Annotated in this window: 15 protein-coding genes; 4 read left to right on the top strand and 11 right to left on the bottom strand. The window is 68.3% G+C overall.

The features are described 5' to 3' along the window. The first annotated feature begins 85 nt into the window (after window positions 1-85). Window positions 86-1015, top strand: a complete 930-nt coding sequence (locus tag ACSFA0_RS00575) for an acyltransferase (RefSeq protein ID WP_435448290.1) — start codon at window positions 86-88, stop codon at window positions 1013-1015. Here the strand turns inward: ACSFA0_RS00575 and ACSFA0_RS00580 are convergent, their stop codons facing one another. From ACSFA0_RS00580 to ACSFA0_RS00630, 11 genes are read right to left on the bottom strand one after another with little or no spacing between them, the layout of a single operon-like run. Then, window positions 1016-4756 carry a molybdopterin cofactor-binding domain-containing protein gene (locus ACSFA0_RS00580; RefSeq protein WP_435448291.1) on the bottom strand — a complete coding sequence of 1247 codons (3741 nt, stop codon included), beginning with the start codon at window positions 4754-4756 and terminating at the stop codon, window positions 1016-1018. Further along, window positions 4753-5226 (bottom strand): (2Fe-2S)-binding protein, encoded by a 474-nt coding sequence (locus tag ACSFA0_RS00585; protein ID WP_435448292.1) that lies wholly within the window; start codon window positions 5224-5226, stop codon window positions 4753-4755. The genes ACSFA0_RS00580 and ACSFA0_RS00585 overlap by 4 nt, the downstream gene beginning before the upstream one ends. 36 nt (window positions 5227-5262) lie before the next feature. Further along, window positions 5263-5976 carry a bifunctional nicotinamidase/pyrazinamidase gene (gene pncA / locus ACSFA0_RS00590; protein WP_435448293.1) on the bottom strand — a complete coding sequence of 238 codons (714 nt, stop codon included), beginning with the start codon at window positions 5974-5976 and terminating at the stop codon, window positions 5263-5265. A 34-nt stretch (window positions 5977-6010) separates the two neighbouring features. Beyond that, complete coding sequence (locus ACSFA0_RS00595; protein WP_435450868.1) at window positions 6011-6745, bottom strand: ABC transporter ATP-binding protein; 735 nt, start codon at window positions 6743-6745, stop codon at window positions 6011-6013. A 2-nt stretch (window positions 6746-6747) separates the two neighbouring features. Beyond that, the gene (locus ACSFA0_RS00600; protein WP_435448294.1) at window positions 6748-7545 is read right to left on the bottom strand and encodes an ABC transporter ATP-binding protein; all 798 of its coding nucleotides are present in this window, start codon (window positions 7543-7545) and stop codon (window positions 6748-6750) included. Further along, a complete protein-coding gene (locus tag ACSFA0_RS00605; protein WP_435448296.1) occupies window positions 7542-9470 on the bottom strand; it encodes an ABC transporter permease in 1929 nt (642 codons plus the stop codon). Before ACSFA0_RS00605 ends, ACSFA0_RS00600 begins: the two co-directional genes overlap by 4 nt. A gap of 21 nt (window positions 9471-9491) precedes the next feature. Beyond that, window positions 9492-10703: an ABC transporter substrate-binding protein gene (locus ACSFA0_RS00610; protein WP_435448297.1), complete on the bottom strand. Its 1212-nt coding sequence runs from the start codon at window positions 10701-10703 to the stop codon at window positions 9492-9494. 52 nt (window positions 10704-10755) lie between these two features. Further along, entirely contained in the window at window positions 10756-11340 is a 585-nt protein-coding gene (locus ACSFA0_RS00615; protein WP_435448298.1) for an amino acid synthesis family protein, read from the bottom strand. Window positions 11341-11376: 36 nt separating this feature from the next. Then, the gene (locus ACSFA0_RS00620; protein ID WP_435448299.1) at window positions 11377-12018 is read right to left on the bottom strand and encodes an amino acid synthesis family protein; all 642 of its coding nucleotides are present in this window, start codon (window positions 12016-12018) and stop codon (window positions 11377-11379) included. 20 nt (window positions 12019-12038) lie between these two features. Further along, the gene (locus ACSFA0_RS00625; protein ID WP_435448300.1) at window positions 12039-12938 is read right to left on the bottom strand and encodes a UPF0280 family protein; all 900 of its coding nucleotides are present in this window, start codon (window positions 12936-12938) and stop codon (window positions 12039-12041) included. A gap of 3 nt (window positions 12939-12941) precedes the next feature. Further along, the gene (locus ACSFA0_RS00630; RefSeq protein ID WP_435448301.1) at window positions 12942-14555 is read right to left on the bottom strand and encodes a 6-hydroxynicotinate reductase; all 1614 of its coding nucleotides are present in this window, start codon (window positions 14553-14555) and stop codon (window positions 12942-12944) included. Window positions 14556-14859: 304 nt separating this feature from the next. Between ACSFA0_RS00630 and ACSFA0_RS00635 the strand changes: the two genes are divergently transcribed. From ACSFA0_RS00635 to ACSFA0_RS00645, 3 genes are all read left to right on the top strand, one after another. Continuing rightward, window positions 14860-15633: a ferredoxin--NADP reductase gene (locus tag ACSFA0_RS00635; protein ID WP_435448302.1), complete on the top strand. Its 774-nt coding sequence runs from the start codon at window positions 14860-14862 to the stop codon at window positions 15631-15633. A gap of 118 nt (window positions 15634-15751) precedes the next feature. After that, complete coding sequence (locus ACSFA0_RS00640; protein ID WP_435448303.1) at window positions 15752-16525, top strand: TetR/AcrR family transcriptional regulator; 774 nt, start codon at window positions 15752-15754, stop codon at window positions 16523-16525. Window position 16526: 1 nt separating this feature from the next. After that, a complete protein-coding gene (locus tag ACSFA0_RS00645; protein ID WP_435448304.1) occupies window positions 16527-17714 on the top strand; it encodes an amidohydrolase family protein in 1188 nt (395 codons plus the stop codon). The last annotated feature ends 4 nt before the right edge of the window (window positions 17715-17718 follow it).

Consider the following 17718-nt stretch of genomic DNA (forward strand, 5'->3'; position numbering starts at 1 on the left):
TCTGGCGCAGCACGCCGCGCGCGATCTTGTGCGCACAATCGCAGTCTTCGCGCTCACTCGCGCCCTTGCGGCGCTGCCCGTCCCTATGCTCGGTTTCCTGCCTCCCGTCGTCCGCGGCGTCATCGCCTTCCTGCTGCTCGTCATCAACACCTTGTTCTGGTGCAGCCTGGTCTTCATCCTCGCGCTGGTGAAGCTGGTGCTGCCCTTCGCCGCCGTGCGCCGGGCCATCGACCCGGCGCTCAACGGCGTGGCCACGGCCTGGATCGCCTGCAACAGCGGCTGGATGCGCCTGACCCAGCGCACCAAGTGGGACGTGCAGGGCGTCGACGCCCTGGCTTACCGCGGCTGGTACCTGGTCAACGCCAACCACCAGTCGTGGGTCGACATCTTCGTGCTGCAGCACACCCTGAACCGGCGCATTCCGCTGCTGAAGTTCTTCCTCAAGCAGCAGCTCATCTATGTGCCGGTGATCGGCCTGGCCTGGTGGGCGCTCGACTTCCCCTTCATGGCGCGCCATTCGAAGGCCGACCTGCGCAAGAACCCCGCGCTGCGCGGCCAGGACCGCGAGACGACACGCCGCGCCTGCGAGAAGTTCGCGCTGGTGCCCACCAGCGTGATGAACTTCGCAGAGGGCACCCGCTTCACCGCCGACAAGCACAAGGCGCAGGGCTCGCCCTACCGCCACCTGCTCAAGCCCAAGTCCGGCGCGCTGGCGCTCGCGCTCGAAGCGATGGGCGCCAAGTTCCAGTCGCTGATCGACGTGACCATCGTCTACCCCGAGGGCGTGCCGAGCTTCTGGGACTTTCTCTGCGGCCGCACGACGCGCGTGATCGTTCGTGCGCGCGAAGTGGCGATCCCGACCGACTTCGCGCAGGGCGACTACGTCGCCGACTCGGTGTTCCGCGGCAAATTCCACCGATGGCTGGCGGGCATGTGGGCCGCGAAGGATGCGGAGATCGACGCGTTGATGCCGCAGCACTCCACGCCGTCCGGCGCAGTGACCCCAAAGGCTTGATCAGCGCTTGACCGTGGTTTCGGCCCGCAGCCGCGCCACATCCTTTGCCAGCGTCGGCCAAGGCGCGGCCTGCGGCGCGAAGCGGGTGCGCATGTAGCCGGCGAGCTCGGCGATCTGCACGTCGTCGAGCGCATCGCCGAAGGCCGGCATGAAGCCGATGTCCTTCGTCGCCGGCTCGCGCACGCCGTCGAGGATGGTGCGCAGCAGGTTGTCCGGCCGGTCGCTCGTGAGGTTGGTGTTGAGTGCCAGCGGCGTGTTCACGCCCAGCAGCGTCGGCCCGTCGCCGTCGTGGTGGCAGGCGGCGCAGGCGTTGTCGAACAGGCGCTGCGGCGCGCCGAGCAGCCGGCCCTTGTTGGCAGCGGCCGTCTGCACGGCTTGCGCGGCCAGCGCCTGCGGGTCGGGCACCGTCGGGTTGAAGGACGCGAGGTAGGTGCTCATCGCGCGGATGTCGTCGTCGGGCACCTGCTGCAGTTCGCGCACCACCTCGGCCATCGGTCCGCCAGCGGTGCCATTCGATGGCGCGTGGCCGTGGCGCAGGTAGCCGTAGAGCGCGTCGGCCGTCCATGGCACCGCGGCCTTGGACAGCGCCGTGAGCGCCGGCGCCTCCCAGCCGTCGACCATCGCGCCCGACAGGAAGGCGCTGCCGCCCTGCTCCGCCCCCAGCGCGTTGCGCGGCGTGTGGCAGGCGCCGCAGTGGCCCAGGCCGTTGACCAGGTAGGCGCCGCGGTTCCATTCGGCGCTCTGCGTGGCGACCGGCGTGTAGGGCGTGGGGTCATGGAACAACGCGTTCCAGCCGGCCATCAGCGGGCGCACGTTGAACGGAAATTTCAGATCCGACTTCGGCGTGGCGGACTGCACCGGCGGCAGCGCCATGAAGTACGCGTACAGCGCCTGCAGGTCGTCGTCACTGGTCCTGGCGAAGGCCGTGTATGGGAAGGCCGGGTACAGGTGATGCCCGTCACGCGACACGCCTTCGCGCATCGCGCGCTGGAAGGCGCTGAAGGACCAGCGGCCCAGGCCGGTCTCGGGGTCGGGCGTGAGGTTGGTGGTGTAGATCGTGCCGAAGGGCGTGTCCATTGCACGGCCACCGGCGTTCGGCGTGCCGCCGTCGGCGGTGTGGCAGACGGCGCAGTCGCCCATGGCGGCGAGGACGCGGCCGCGCTCGATGGTGGTGGCGCTGTAGATCGGCGTGGTGAGCGACACGGGCGCGATCGCGGAGCGCCAGCCGAGCACGCCGGTGATGACGCCGATGCCGCCGATCAGCAAGGCACTGGCCGTGGCCCACAGGCCCTTGCGCTTCGGCCAGGGCGCGTCGGCCGGCAGGCGCGACGGCTGCGCGGCCGGTGCTGCGTCGCTGTGCGGCAGATCCAAGCCCGCGCGAATGGCGCTGCCATCGGGCGGCATCAGCAGGTTCAGCGCCGCCCGCACCACTTCCGGCGTGAACGGCGGCTCGCGAAAGCGCACGCCCGTCGCATCGAAGATCGCGTTCGCGATGGCGGCCGTGCCCGGCACCGACGACGACTCGCCCGCGCCCAGCGGCGCCTCGCCCTGCCGCGGCATGTGCATCACCTCGATCACCGGCACCTGGCGGAAGTTGATGATCGGGTAACCGCCCCATTCGCGGTTCGCGACCACGCCGGACGCGGGCCGGCCGGCCATCACCTCACCGGCAGGCGCGCCGCCCGCCTGCTGCGGCGCGAAGCGGACTTCCTCCATCAGCGCGCGGCTGGTGGTCTGGATCACGTTGCCGTGGATCTGGTGCTCGACGCCCGCCGGGTTGACCATCATCCCCGCGTCATGGCCGACCACCACGCGGCGCACGTGCACCTCGCCGGTGGTGCGGTTGACCTCGACGTCGGCCACCCACGCGGCCCAGGCGGCGCCGTAGCCGGGCCACTTGCTGTGCACGTAGCGCGCGTACGCGAAGCCCTGGCCGAAGAGGATGTCACCGCCATCGCCGAGACCGCCATCGGCGTTCTCCTGCGGGCCGGTGCGCATGCGCCAGCCGGCCTTCTGCGCGGTGGCCTGCACCAGTTCGACCGCGCGCTCGTCGTTCAGATGGCGCAGCCGAAACTGCACCGGGTCGACGCCAGCGGCGGTCGCCAGTTCGTCGATGTACGACTCGTGCGCGAACGAGCTCGGCAGCGCCGACACGCCGCGCAGCCACGAGGCGCGCACGATCGGCGCCATGTCGTTGACCTTCACGCGCAGGTTCTCGACCGTGTACGGCGGGCGCGCGGTGCGGTCGCCCATCTCGTAGGCCTGCGCCACCGGCTCGACCGTGCGCGTGAGCAGCAGCGCCAGCGTAGGCGCGCCGTTCGACGGGTACGAGGTCTCGAAGTCGTAGGCGGCGATGCCACCGTCGGCGTCGAGCCCGCCGTTGACGTCCATCAACTGCGCGGCGCCTTTGGGTTCCCACGCGTGTTCCTGGTCGCGCGTGAGCTGCACGCGCACTGGCGCGCCGACCGCACGCGCCAGCAGCGCCGCATCGGCCGCCACGTCGTCGGCGCCGTTGCGGCCGTAGCAGCCGGCGGCCTCCATGCGGACGACGTCGACCTGCACATCCTGCAGGTCCATCAGCTTGGCGAGGTCGGCGCGTAAAACGTGCGGGCTCTGCGAGCCGGCCCACACGCGCAATGGAAAACCGTCGGAAGCGTCGGCCTGCCAATCGGCCAGCGCACACGATGGCCCGATCGACGCATGCATCTGATAGGGCCACACATAGGTGCGCCGCATCGGCTGCGCCGCGCGCGCGATGGCGCCGTCGACATCGCCGTCGTCGACCAGCAGTCGTTGGGTCGACGGGTTGTCGCGCAGCGCCTGCGCCACGTTCGACAGGTCGGGCATGCCGGGCCAGGCCTTCCACGTCACGCGCAGTTCGCGCATCGCCTGCTCGGCGTGCTCTTCGCGCTCGGCCACGATGCCGACGAAGTCGCGCAGCACCACCACGGCGCGGATGCCGGGGATGTGCGCGATGGAGGATTCATCGACCGATTCGAGCGTGTTGCCGATGAAGTCGCCGTGGTCCGCGCCCGCATACGGCGGCCGCACCACGCGGCCGTGCAGCATGCCGGGCACGCGCATGTCGTGCACGAAGACGAGCTCGCCCGCGAGCTTGGCCGGGATGTCGACGCGCGGCTGGCGCGTGCCGACGACACGGTAGTCGGCCGGGTGCTTCAGCGCCGTGTCGTTCGCGAGCGTGAGCACGGTGCGCTGGCCCGCGACCAGTTGCGCGTAGGTCACTTGGCGCGCCACGTCTTCGGCCACGCGCACGATGCCGTGGCGTACCTCGAGCGATGTCACCAGCGCACCGAGCCGTTCGGCCGCACGCTCCAGCAGCCAGGCGCGCGCCTGCGCCGCGGCCAGCCGCAGCGGCTGGGCGTGGATCTGGATCGATGCACTCGCGATGGTGCCGCCCTGGTTGGGCACGCGCGCGGTGTCGCCGAGCATCACGCGGACGCAGGGCATGCCGAGGTCGAGCTCCTCGGCCACGATCTGCATCAGCGCGGTCTGGATGCCGGTGCCCAGGTCGACGTGGCCGTGCAGCGCCGAGGCGCTGCCGTCGTCCCACACCGCCAGCAGGATCTCGTCGCCCTCGGCCGGGTTGCCCGACACCGCGATCGGCTGGCCCGGCGTCGGCGGCGCGGCGGGCGGGGTCGGACGGGTGACGACCAGCACGCCGTCGGCCGAAAGGAACTCGGCGCGCGTGCGCGGCGCGTCGGCGCGGCGCGAATTCGTCATGCGTCGGCCGCCAGCCGTGAGGCCGCCAGCTGCACGGCGCGAACGATCTCGACATGCGTGCCGCAGCGGCACAGGTTGCCGGACAGTTCGGCGCGGATGCGTTCTTCGCTCGGATGCGGTTCGCGCGCCAGCAACGCCGCGGCCTGCATCACCATGCCGTTGAGGCAGTAGCCGCACTGCGCAGCCTGGGCTTCCTCGAACGCGGCCTGCACCGGATGCCAGGCTGCACGCGTGCCCAACGCTTCGAGGGTGGTGATCTCCCGCCCCGCCACGCCGTGCGCCGGGATCACGCAACTGCGTGCCGCGACGCCATCGACCCACACGGTGCAGGCACCGCACTGGCCGAGCCCGCAGCCGTATTTCGGGCCGTTCAGGCCGAGCTCGTTGCGCAGCACATGGAGCAGCGTCGCCTGGCGCGTGGCATCGACGACGACGGCCTGCGCGTTGACGGTCAGCGAGAGTCCGGGCATCTCGGGATCAGAACCTCGCGCCGACGCCGCGCAGCGTCATGCGCTCAGGATGTCCGACGACTGGATGCGCTTCACGCCCTTGGCCGCCATCTGCTTCCAGGCAGCGGCGAGCGAGCCGTTGAGGTCGATGCCGCGCGTGGCGTCCTCGACCACGTAGGCCTCGAAGCCGGCCTTGCGCGCGTCCATGGCGGTCCAGGCGACGCAGAAGTCGGTGGCCAGGCCGGTGACGTACACCGTCTTGATGCCGCGTGCCTTCAGGTAGCCGGCCAGGCCGGTCACCGTCTTGTGGTCGGCTTCCTCGAAGGCCGAATAGCTGTCGACGCCCTTGTTGTAGCCCTTGCGGATGATGAGCTGCGCGGTCGGCAGCTTCAGGTCCTTGTGCAGCGACGCATCGTCGGTGCCCTGCACGCAGTGGTCGGGCCACAGCACCTGCTTGCCGTACTGGAGCGTGGTCGTCTCGAAGGGCTTCTTGCCGGGGTAGGCCGTCGCGAAAGACGCATGGCCCGGCGTGTGCCAGTCCTGCGTGACCACCACGTTCTGGAAGGCGCCGGCCAGCTTGTTGATCACCGGCACCACCTCGGCGCCGCCCTTCACCGGCAGCGTGCCGCCCTCGATGAAGCAGTTCTGCACGTCGACCACGATCAGCGCGGCGTTTGCGGCCGGCTTGCGCTGGCCCGCGGCGAAGAGCTGCGGCGACAGCGCCACGAGCCCGAGGGCCGCGCCGGCGTGAAGGATGGTTCTGCGTTGCATGTGAAGCTCCTGACGAAGTGGGGACGGACGTTGATCAAACACTCAGGTAGGCGCGGCGCACCTCGTCGTTGGCAGCCAGCTCGGCCATCGTCGCCTGGTAGCGGATCTGGCCCTTCTCGAGCACATAGGCCCGATCGGACACCAGCTCGGCGAAGTGCATGTTCTGCTCGCTCAACAAAATGCTCACGCCCTGCGCCTTGAGCTCCAGGATCATGTTGGCCATCTGCTCGACGATCACCGGCGCCACGCCTTCGGACGGCTCGTCGAGCAGCACGAGGTAGGGGTTGCCCATCAGCGTGCGCGCAACCGTCAGCATCTGCTGTTCGCCGCCGCTCATACGGCCGCCGGGCCGATTCGGCATCTCGCCGAGGTTGGGGAAGAGCTTGAACAGTCGCTCGGGCGTCCACAGCGGCGCCTCACTGCCGTCGGCCCAGCGGCGCGGCGGCTGCTTGCCGACCTCCAGGTTCTCCATGACCGTGAGATCGGTGAACACGCGGCGGTCTTCGGGCACGAAGCCCAGGCCCATCTTGGCCGCGTGATGCGGCTCGCTCTTCGAAATGTCCTGACCGAGGAAGCTCACCGCGCCCTTGCGCTTGCTCAGCATGCCGATCAGTGCCTTCAGCGTGGTCGACTTGCCAGCGCCGTTGCGGCCCATCAGCGCGACGACTTCGCCACGGCGCACTTCGAGGTCGACGTCGTAAAGAATCTGCGCGGCGCCGTACCAGGCGCACAGCGACTTGGCGCTCAGCAGTGTCTCGTGCTTGTTCATGGTCATGCGCCCACCGCCGCGTTCACTTCGGCGGCCTTCTCTGCGATCTTCTCGAAGGTCTTGCCACTACCGAAGTACACCTCCTGCACCTTCGGATGGTCGCGGATCTCCAGCGGCTTGCCCTGCGCGATGAGGCGGCCGCGCGCCAGCACGATCATGCGGTCGGCATAAGCGAAGACCACGTCCATGCTGTGCTCGGTGAAGAGCACGGCCATGCCACGCTGGATCACCAGGTCCTTGGTCAGCGCCATGAGCGAATTGCGCTCCTTCGGCGCCATGCCAGCCGTCGGCTCGTCCATCAGCAGCAGCTTGGGTTCGTTGGCCATGGCGATGGCGAGTTCGACCCGCTTCACGTCGCCGTAGGCGAGTTCGCTGCACGGCCGATCGGCCTGGGCCTTCATGCCGACCTGGTCGAGCAGCGCCAGCGCGTCGTCGCGCCGATGGTCGGCCGCGCGGCGCCACATCGAGAACAGCTTGCCGTCGTGCGAGAGCAGCGCCATCTGCACGTTCTCGACAACGGTGAGCGACGCGAAGGTCTCGGCGATCTGGAAGGTGCGGCCCACGCCCAGGCGCCAGATCTCGCGCGGCTTGCGGCCGACGAGCTCTTCGCCGTTGAGCTTGATCGAGCCCTGGTCGGCCTTGAGCTGGCCGTTGACCATGTTGAAGGTGGTCGACTTGCCGGCCCCGTTGGGGCCGATCAGCGCCAGCAGTTCGCCGGGCGCCAGGTCGAAGCTGATGCCGTCGACGGCCTTCACGCCGCCGAAGGACTTGCCCAGGTTGTTGACTTGCAGAAGGGTCATGACGTCTTCACTTCACCGAGCGCCGTCGCACTCTTCTTTTTCGAACTGCCGCGCCAGCGGTCCACCATCAGCTTGATCGAGCCTGCGATGCCCTGCGGGAACAGCAGCACCAGCAGCAGGATGATGGCGCCGAGCATCGCGCGCCAGTAGTCGGTGTTGCGCGCCACGGTGTCGTGCAGCCAGGTGAACGTGACCGCGCCCACGACCGGGCCGGCCAGCGTCTGGATGCCGCCGAGCAGCACCATCACCAGGCCATCGACCGACTTGCCGACCGCCAGCGTCTCGGGCGAGATGCTGCCCTTGGAGAACGCGAAGAGCGAGCCCGCCAGGCCGGCCATGGTGCCGGCCACCACGAAGGCGGCCCACTGCATGCGCTTGACGTCGATGCCGATGGCGTCGGCGCGCAGCACCGAGTCGCGGCCTGCGCGCAGCGCATAGCCGAAGGGCGAGAACAGCACGCGCCGCAGCCACCACACGCCCAGGCCGACGAGCCCCAGCGTGACCCAGTAGTAGGCGCGCTTGTCCGACAGCCATTCGGACGGCCACACGCCGGTCAGCCCGTTGCTGCCGCCGGTGAAGCTGTCCCACTGGTAGGTGACGGCCCAGGTGATCTGCGCGAAGGCCAGCGTGAGCATGGCCAGGTACACGCCCGACAGCCGCACCGCGAACCAGCCGTAGACGAACGCCCCGAGGGCCGCGACGGCCGGCGCGACGACCAGAGCGAGCTCCATCGGCAGGCCCATGGCGCGCACCAGCAGCGCGGCGCCGTAGGCCCCCAGGCCGAAGTACGCCGCATGGCCGAAGGAATGCATGCCGGCCGGCCCCATGATGAAGTGCAGGCTGGCGGCGAACAGCGCCGCGATCAGCAGGTCGATCAGCAGCACGATGGTGTACGGCGAACCAGCCGTGAGGATCGGCATGGCCGCCAGCACCAGCGCGAAAAGCGCGGTGCCGATGACGTAGGCGCGGCTCGGCAGGCGCAGCGGTTCTTCCTGCATGCCGACGTAGCGGCTCGGCGCCTGCGCCCGGCCCATCAGGCCCCACGGGCGCCACACCAGCACGACGGCCATCACCAGGAAGTCGACCACCAGCGTGAGCTTGGAGAACGAGACCGGGATGCCGAACACGTCGACCACGCCCAGCCAGATGCAGATCGCCTTGATCTCGGCAATGAGCAGCGCGGCCACGTACGCACCGGGCAGCGAGCCCATGCCGCCAACCACCACCACCACGAATGCGGCGCCGATGGTGTTGAGGTCCATCTCGAGCGTGGCGGGTTCGCGCGGCAGCTGCAGCGCGCCGCCCAGGCCGGCCAGCAATGCGCCCAGCGCGAACACGGCGGTGAAGAGCCACGCCTGGTTCACGCCCAGCGCGCTGACCATCTCGCGGTCTTGCGTGGCGGCGCGCACGAGCGTGCCGAAGCGGGTGCGGGTGAGCAGCAGCCACACCAGGCCGAGCACGACCGGACCGACCACGATCAGGAACAGGTCGTACGAAGGAAACTGCCGGCCGAGGATCTCGACCGAGCCCTTGAGGCCGGGCGCCCGCGGGCCCAGCAACTCGTCGGGGCCCCAGAGCCACAGCACCGCGTCCTTGATGACGAGTACCAGCGCGAAGGTGGCCAGCAGTTGAAAGAGTTCAGGCGCCTTGTAGATGCGGCGCAGCAGCACCACCTCGATCAGCGCCCCGAAGATGCCCACCGCCACTGCCGCGAGCAGCAGGGCCGGCCAGAAACCCAGGCTGCCGCCCAGCTTCTCGACCAGCGTGTAGGCGATGTAGATGCCCACCATGAAGAACGAGCCATGGGCGAAGTTCACGATGCGGGTCACGCCGAAGATCAGCGACAGACCTGCCGCCACCAGAAACAGCGACGACGCGCTCGCCAGCCCGTTGAGCAGCTGGACGATGAAACCTGAAAAGCTCATGGATCGTTCTGCCTGCTTCTGTCAGTCTGCCGCGCGCGACTTTTTCACGTCGGCGGCGGACGGCTGGTACTTGGCGTCGGCGCCGTCGAGGTAGACGTAGTCGACCATCACGCCCTTGCCGCCCTCGTTCTTGGTGCGGCCCACGAAGGCGCCCATGGTCGACTGGTGGTCTTCGGGGCGGTAGGTGATCTTGCCCAGCGGCGTGTCGACCTGCAGGCCCTTGAAGGCGGCAACCAGCTTGTCGGTGTCGGTGCTCTTGGCCTTGGCAATGCCGGCGGCGGCCGACTTGATCATGCTGTAGCCGACGATCGAGCCCAGGCGCGGGTAGTCGTTGAACTTCGCCTGGTAGGCCTTGAGGAAGGCGTCATGCGCCGGCGTCTTGATGCCGTACCAGGGGTAGCCGGTCACGATCCAGCCATTGGGCGCTTCGTCCTTCAGCGGGTCGAGGTACTCGGGCTCGCCGGTCAGCACGCTCACCACTTCGCGGTCCTTGAACAGGCCGCGGGTGTTGCCTTCGCGCACGAACTTCGACAGGTCGGCACCGAAGAGCACGTTGAAGATCGCGTCGGGCTTGGCGTCGGCCAGGGCCTGCGCCACGCTGCCGGCGTCGACCTTGCCCAGCGGCGTGGCCTGCTCGGCGACGAACTCGACGTCGGGCTGCGCGGCCTTCATCAGCGTCTTGAACGCGGCCACGGCCGACTGGCCGTATTCGTAGTTGGGGTACACGACGGCCCAGCGCTTCTTCTTCAGCTTGACGGCCTCGGGCACCAGCATCGCGGCCTGCATGTAGGTGCCGGGGCGCAGGCGGAAGGTGTACTGATTGCCGCCCTGCCAGGTCATCTTGTCGGTCAGCGGCTCGCCGCCGAGGAAGAAGAATTTCTTCTGCTTGGCGAAGTCGGTCACGGCCAGGCCGGTGTTCGACAGGAAGGTGCCGGCCAGCAGGTCGACCTTCTCGCGCGACACCAGCTCTTCGGCCACGCGCACGGCGTCGCCGGGGTTGGCGTTGTCGTCACGGGTAATGATCTCGAGCTTCTTGCCGTTCACGCCGCCCGCGGCGTTGATCTCTTCGACCGCCAGGTCCATGCCCTTCTTGTAGGGCTCGAGGAAGGCGGGCTGCGCCTTGTAGCTGTTGATCTCGCCGATCTTGATCACGCCCTGCGCATGCGCGGGAACGAGGGCGGTGGCGAGCGTGGCGACGGCGGCCGCGCTGAAGACATGACGCAATGGGTTCATGGGGAAACTCCTGGAGAGGTCGAACAGAGAAAACACAACGCGTTGGGTGCGGTCAGCGCAGACCGTCTTCACCCTTGATTTCGGAATGCTGGAGGCCGCCGATGCGCGGCAGCGGGCGGCCGCTGTCGGTCACGGCCACGGCCACGACGATTTCGTTGGCCCGCGGCGCATCGCTCACGCGGGCCTCGATGGCGTCGAAATGGCTGCGCACGAAGGCGGCGTCCTTGTGGCCCAGCGGCACGTCGATGGCGGTGCCCAGCGTGCCGCGCTTCTTGGCCGACGGCACCAGCGCGGCACCCTTCTCGACCGCCACGCGCAACGGCGCACCGAGCTTCGGATGCAGGATGGCCGCGGCGTGCTCGAGCTCGCCGGCCTCGCCGACGATGGCGGCCTTGCCGTAGCTCTGCGCCTCGCCGGGTGCGATGCCGAGTGCGGCGACGGCCTTCTGGCCGAGCAGCGCGCCCAGCTCTTCGCCGATGGCGATCAGCTCGTCGAGCGATTCGCTATAGCGGCCGGCGTAGGGGTTCTCGATGACGGCGATGGCCACGGCACGGCGCGTGGGCGGCGTGATGTCCTGGCCCATTTCCTTGCGGGTCTCGTCGACCTGGACGATGAGTTTGCGGATGTTGGCGCTCATGGTTGTTCTTTCCTTCGTCTCAGATGTTCTCGGGGCTCAGCGCAGGCCGTCCCACTTGCTGATGTCCTTGGCCAGCAGGCCGCCGACACGGGCGTGCACGCGGTAGCCGGTACTCATCGCGAGGATGAAGACGATCTCGTCGGCGGCCGGTGCACCGGGCACCCGCACCTCGATGGCGTCGAACTGGCCGCGCACGTAGCTGGCGTTGATGTTCGTCAGAGGAACGTCGAGCGCCGCACCAGGTGGCCCGACCTTCTTGGTCGACGGCACGATCGACAGTGCATTGGCCGGCTGGCCCGTTTTCTCTTCGGCCTTGCCGGCCGTGTAGGCGCTGCGGTCGCCCTTCCAGCCGAGCAGCTCGCGCATGGCGTAGCCGCCCGGCACGTGCCACAGCGCGCCGTGTTCCAGCTCGCCGGCGGCGCCGACGATCGCGCCCTTGCCGTAGGTGGCGATCTGGTTCAGCGGCACGTCCATGGCGGCGTGCAGCTTGTGCGCCATGTCGACGCCCACCGGGTCGAGCAGCGCCATCATGGGGAGGATGTCGGGCTCGTAGCGGCCCGCGAAAGGGTTGGTCATCACCACGCCGATGGCGCCACGCACCAACGGCGTTTCGGCGCGGGGGCCGAACTCGTGGTGGATGTGCTCGACATGGGTGAAGACGCGGCGGATATCGATCATGGAATGAAGCTCGCCATTCGTTAAGCAAATACTGAACCAACTGCATCGCGCGGCGTCGCCGCGGTGATGGAGCATAAGGGCTCGACAAGACGCCACTGCCCCTGGCAAACGAGCATCGCAGCCCAGGCGTTTCCGCCCTTCTGCAGGCTGCGCGCACAGGCCACGCCCGCATCGAGTGCACGGCGCACCGTGGCGGGGGCAAGGGGCGGCACGTCGACCGTCACCGGGATGTCGCCGAGGTCGCTGTCGTCCTTGCACTGGCTGGCCGGCAGGCGGCGAATCGCGGCGTCGTCTGCATCGACGGCGTTGGCAATGACGGTGGCCGCCGCGTCGGCCTGTGCGGCCGTGGCGGCGAGCACCGTCACGCTGTCGGCGATGCCGAGCGAGAAGCTGCGGCCGCGCCAGCCGCTGGTGGCGACGCCGCGTACCGGGTCGGCCGCGTCGATAGCGAACTGTCCATCGATCGTGAGCGGACCGGCATCGGCCAGGTCGAACTGCGCGATGTCTGCGAACAGGCCGACACGCGCTGAGCGCCCGGCCGCCAGGTGCAGCGCGATGTCGCCGCCGTTGTTGACCCAGGCGCGCTCGATGCCGGGGCGACGATAGAAGGCAATGATCTCGTCGGCCACCGACCCGGCCACTGCCGCCATCGGCGTGATGAAGGCCGGACGGAACGGCGCGCAGGCGTTCCACATGCGGCGTGCGATCGGGCCTTGCAACCCACAGGTCGCACCGACAGGCTGGCGCAACAGCGGCAGCTCGCCCACCAACTCCGCAAGCAGCGATTCGAAGCGCGCCCACGCTGCCGCATGCGCCGACGACACGGCCGCAACATCGCCCTCGGCCTCGATCACCAGATCGATCGGGCCGTGGTGCAGGTGCCAACGCTGGGCGTCGAGCAGATGGCGTTCGGCGTGCAAGGTTCAGCCCAGCATCGGCGGCTGGCCGAGTGGCCAGGGGTTGGCGTCATCGATGCGCACCCACTGGCGGGTGACCGGTGCGCCGTCGTCCTGCCACGCACCGCGCGCCAGCGCTTCCTGCAACGGGCACACATGGTCGACGTGGCCGCCGAGCGCGGCGTAGTCTTCGAGCCGCATGCTGAATTCGATGGGCGCGACGATGGCCGGCGTGGGCACGGTGCCGAAGCTGTTGTCGGGCATGCGCATGACGTCGACCATCACCGTGATGCCGCCGCCCGGCCACACGTAGGCGGGGGCACCGCCGCAGGTCACGTTGACCAGCGCGCGTTTGATGGCGCGCGTGAGCAGCACCGGGTTCTCGGTGACGCCCGCGCGCAGGCTGCCGCCGGCACCACCGAGGAAGAGCACGGTGCACAGCGAGGGCTCGCAGTTCTCGCCGATGCGGTCGACGATGCGCTTCACCTCTGGCGGCATTGGCTGCTCGACCGGCACCAGCGCGTCGTCGAGCACGTACCACTGCGCATGCTCGCCCGTGGTCGACGTCATCAGCAGGCGCAGGCCAGGCTTGGCCACGCCCTCTTCCCATCCCTCGATGATCGAGAGCGGGTCGGCGATGTCCGTGCCGCCCCAGCCGTTGCCGGGGTTGGCCACCTGAAAGTAGCGCCCGGGTGTCGACTTGCGGCCCAGCATCTTGATGCCCGATTCGGGCATGTCGAGGCAACGCCCCGCCTGGTGCTGCGTGAGCACGCCGGTGATGTGGTCGTCGACCACCACCACCTCGTCGGCCACGCCGGCGAACTGGCGCGCGAAGATGCCCACCGCCGCCGAGCCGCAGCCCACGCGCATGCGCTGTTCTTCCACGCCGTTGACGATGGGCGCGCGGCCGGCCTGGATGACCAGGCTGGAGCCGCCGTCGATGGTGCATTCGGCCGGCTGCTTGTTGCCGAGCTTCTGCATCAGCTCCAGCGCCATGCGGCCTTCCTTCTTGCTGCCGCCGGTCAGGTGGTGCACGCCGCCGAGCGAGAGCATCTGCGAGCCGTATTCGGCCGTGGTGACATGGCCGACCACCTCGCCCTTGTAGCGGACGTTGGCCTGCTCGGCGCCGAGGAAGCGGTCGGTGTCGATCTTCACCTTCAGGCTGCAGTAGCTGAAGATGCCTTCGGTCACGACCGTGACCATGTCGACGCCGCGCACCTTCGAGCCCACGATGAAGGGCGCGGGCTTGTAGTCGGGGTACGTGGTGGACGAGCCGACACCGGTGACGAAGACCTCGTCGGCGTGCAGCAGGTCGCCGTTCCAGTCGGCTTCCGTGCCTTCGGCGGCCGGCTCGGCGCCGTCGCGGGCGAAGGGCACCAGTGCCGGCGACGGGTTGGTCAATTCGCGGCGCAGCAGCACGACGGGGTCGACGCGCACCAGCACGCCGTCGCGGTTGGCATAGCGATCGCAGGCGCCGGTGCGGCCGTCGGAGATCTGGCAGAGCACCGGGCAGGCGTTGCACTCGACCTTGGCGGTGCTCATGCGGTCGTTGCGCGGCGGCGCCTTGCCGAAACCGGCGGCGTCGGGGATCACCGGCACGTCCATGCCCAGCAATCCATCTGTCTTGGTGTGTTCAGTCATCGTGGCGTTCTCTCAGAAAGCGTGCTGCCACCGCGTGCAACAAACATGCCGGTTTCACGCTTGTGCGCAATTTGTCATTTGTGTAGCATCCGCTCCACGTTCATGTGGTGTTCACTACATCAATGGTTGGGAATCTACCGATCCGGCCCGATGTTTGCATGGGTGTTTTCCTGGGCTCACCGGCATGGTGCATACGGTGAACGACAATTGGGCGGCCTCAGCCGGTGTCTGCTTGTCAAGGTCGCCAGCCCCGTTTGCAAGCCTTTGTCGCGCGCCATTTCGTCCACTTTTCATCGAGTCATTCATGAGTGCATTCAGCGAAGAACGCGTCCTCTCGGTCCATCATTGGACCGACCGCCTGTTCACCTTCACCACCACGCGCGACCCGGCACTGCGCTTCTCGAACGGTCACTTCACCATGATCGGCCTCAAGGTGAACGGCAAGCCGCTGCTGCGTGCGTACTCCATCGCCAGCGCCAACTACGAGGAATACCTCGAGTTCCTGAGCATCAAGGTGGACGACGGCCCGCTCACGTCCAAGCTGCAGCACATCCAGGTCGGCGACACCATCATCGTGGGCCGCAAACCCACGGGCACGCTGCTGATCGACTACACGCTGCCGGGCAAGCGCCTGTACCTGTTCGGCACGGGCACCGGCCTCGCACCGTTCATGAGCATCATCCGCGACCCGGAAACGTACGAGAAGTTCGAGAAGGTCATCCTGGTGCATGGCGTGCGCCAGGTCGACGAGCTGGCTTATCACGACCTGGTGACCCAGCATCTGCCCGAGCACGAGTTCCTGGGCGAGACGATCCAGAAGCAGTTGCTGTACTACCCGACGGTGACGCGCGAAGAGTTCCGCAACCGCGGCCGCATCACCGAGCTGGTCGAGAGCGGCAAGCTCACCGACGACCTCGGCCTGCCACCGATCAACGCCGCAGAAGACCGCGTGATGCTGTGCGGCAGCCCCGGCATGCTGGTCGACCTGAAGCACATGCTCGAAGCGCGGGGCTTCAAGGAAGGCAACACGAGCACCCCCGGCGACTTCGTCGTCGAACGCGCCTTCGCTGAGAAATGATGACCCCCCCCGTGCCGCTGCGCGGCTCCCCCCCGGGGGGGCACATCCTGCGGTCTGGCAGAGCCAGTCCCGCGGATGTCGCTGGCATGGTCCAAACACTCCTGCACTGCGCCAAGGCATGACCACCCGCAAGCCCTCCGCCAAGCCCCAGCGCAAGACGGGCGTGCGCGAGGCTGCGGCGCAGGCCACGCGCGATGCGATCCTGAAGGCGGCCACCAAGGTGTTCGCCAAGTACGGCTACGACGGCGGCAGTGTCGAGAAGATCTCGAAGGCCGCGAAGTCGTACGACCGGATGATCTACTACTACTTCGGCAGCAAGGAAGGCCTGTTCATCGCGGTGCTCGAAGGCATCTACCAGCGCATGGACGACGCCGAGGCCGCGCTCGACCTCGACACCACGCGTCCGGTCGATGCGCTCACCGCGGTCATCCGCTTCGTGCTCGGCTACTACCGCAAGAATCCCGAGTTCGTCACGCTGCTCAACACCGAGAACCTTCACAAGGGCCGGCACATCTCGAAGTCGCTGCGGGCGCGCGAGTATTCGTCGCGCGCGGTGTCCATCATCTCGGACATCCTCCAGAACGGTGCGGCACAGGGCCTGTTCCGCACCGACTTGGTGGCGCGTGATGTCTACCTGCTGATCGCAGCCACCGGCTATTTCTACACGGCCAACCGCCATACGCTCACCGCCTTCCTTGGCGAGCCGCTGGAGTTGCCGGCCGCGGTCACGCACTGGGAAGATTTCGTGATCGAAACGCTGCTGCGCACGGTGCGGGCAGACGAACCACCAGACACAACCCACGAGGAAAAAATGACCCCTATCGCTCACGTTCGTTCACGGCCCCCCAAGGGGGCGCAAGCCTCCCTTGGGGCGGCCCGGCGGGAGGCTTGACATGGCAGAAATCGCAGCCGGCGGCAAGTCGGGCAAGGTCGTCATCCAGAACATAGGTCTGCTGCTCTCGGGCGACATCGACCAACCCATCCTCGACGCCGACACCATCGTCGTGGTCGACGGCCTGATCACCGCGGTCGGCAAGTACAAGGACTGCGACGTCGAGGGCGCGAAGACCGTCATCGACTGCAAGAAGACCACCGTCGCACCGGGCCTGATCGACAGCCATGTGCACCCGGTCTTCGGCGACTGGACGCCGCGCCAGAGCCAGTTGGGCTGGATCGACTCGTCGATGAACGGCGGCGTGACCACCATGATCTCCGCAGGCGAAGTGCACCTGCCCGGCCGCCCCAAGGACATCGTCGGCCTGAAGGCGCTGGCCATCACCGCCCAGCGGGCGTACGACAACTTCCGCCCCAGCGGTGTGAAGGTGCTGGCCGGTGCGCCGGTCATCGAAAAGGGCATGGTCGAGAGCGACTTCAAGGAACTCGCCGAGGCCGGCGTGGGCCTGCTCGGCGAAGTGGGCCTGGGCACGGTGAAGGCCGGCTACGAGGCCAAGGAGATGGTGGCGTGGGCGCGCAAATACGGCATCCAGAGCACCATCCACACCGGCGGCCCCTCGGTCCCGGGCTCGGGCTACATCGACAAGGACGTGGTGCTCGAGGCCGATGCCGACGTCATCGGCCACATCAACGGCGGCCACACTTCGCTGCCCGAGGCCCATGTGTGCGAGCTGTGCGAGAAATCGACGCGCGCGATCGAGATCGTGCACAACGGCAATGAGAAGACGGCCATCGCCGCGGCCCGCGCCGCGATCGAGCTGAAGTGCCCGCACCGCGTGATCCTGGGCACCGACGGCCCGGCCGGCTCGGGCGTGCAGCCGCTGGGCATCCTGCGCATGGTGTCGTTCATCTCGGCCTTCGCCAACATCCCGGCCGAGCAGGTGTTCTGCTTCGCGACCGGCAACACGGCGCGCATCCGCAACCTGAACTGCGGCCTGATCGAAGTGGGCCGCGATGCGGACTTCGTCTTCATGGACCGCGCGCAGCATTCGCCGGCCGCCGGCCTGCTCGAGAGCGTCGCGCTGGGCGACATTCCCGGCGTGGGCATGGTGATGATCGACGGCATCGTGCGCAGCGGCCGCAGCCGCAACACGCCACCGGCGACCGAGGTGCCGGTCGTTCTCTGATCCG

This window comes from Variovorax restrictus (genome assembly GCF_051216715.1).
GTDB lineage: Bacteria > Pseudomonadota > Gammaproteobacteria > Burkholderiales > Burkholderiaceae_C > Variovorax.

Coding starts and splice junctions, on each gene's coding strand:
- ACSFA0_RS00585 (WP_435448292.1), bottom strand. CDS start 5,226: ATGCCCGGACTCTCGCTGACCGTCAACGCGCAGGCCGTCGTCGTCGAT.
- ACSFA0_RS00620 (WP_435448299.1), bottom strand. CDS start 12,018: ATGATCGATATCCGCCGCGTCTTCACCCATGTCGAGCACATCCACCAC.
- ACSFA0_RS00575 (WP_435448290.1), top strand. CDS start 86: ATGCTCGGTTTCCTGCCTCCCGTCGTCCGCGGCGTCATCGCCTTCCTG.
- ACSFA0_RS00580 (WP_435448291.1), bottom strand. CDS start 4,756: ATGACGAATTCGCGCCGCGCCGACGCGCCGCGCACGCGCGCCGAGTTC.
- ACSFA0_RS00635 (WP_435448302.1), top strand. CDS start 14,860: ATGAGTGCATTCAGCGAAGAACGCGTCCTCTCGGTCCATCATTGGACC.
- ACSFA0_RS00600 (WP_435448294.1), bottom strand. CDS start 7,545: ATGACCCTTCTGCAAGTCAACAACCTGGGCAAGTCCTTCGGCGGCGTG.
- ACSFA0_RS00610 (WP_435448297.1), bottom strand. CDS start 10,703: ATGAACCCATTGCGTCATGTCTTCAGCGCGGCCGCCGTCGCCACGCTC.
- pncA (WP_435448293.1), bottom strand. CDS start 5,976: ATGCAACGCAGAACCATCCTTCACGCCGGCGCGGCCCTCGGGCTCGTG.
- ACSFA0_RS00605 (WP_435448296.1), bottom strand. CDS start 9,470: ATGAGCTTTTCAGGTTTCATCGTCCAGCTGCTCAACGGGCTGGCGAGC.
- ACSFA0_RS00615 (WP_435448298.1), bottom strand. CDS start 11,340: ATGAGCGCCAACATCCGCAAACTCATCGTCCAGGTCGACGAGACCCGC.
- ACSFA0_RS00640 (WP_435448303.1), top strand. CDS start 15,752: ATGACCACCCGCAAGCCCTCCGCCAAGCCCCAGCGCAAGACGGGCGTG.
- ACSFA0_RS00595 (WP_435450868.1), bottom strand. CDS start 6,745: ATGAACAAGCACGAGACACTGCTGAGCGCCAAGTCGCTGTGCGCCTGG.
- ACSFA0_RS00645 (WP_435448304.1), top strand. CDS start 16,527: ATGGCAGAAATCGCAGCCGGCGGCAAGTCGGGCAAGGTCGTCATCCAG.
- ACSFA0_RS00630 (WP_435448301.1), bottom strand. CDS start 14,555: ATGACTGAACACACCAAGACAGATGGATTGCTGGGCATGGACGTGCCG.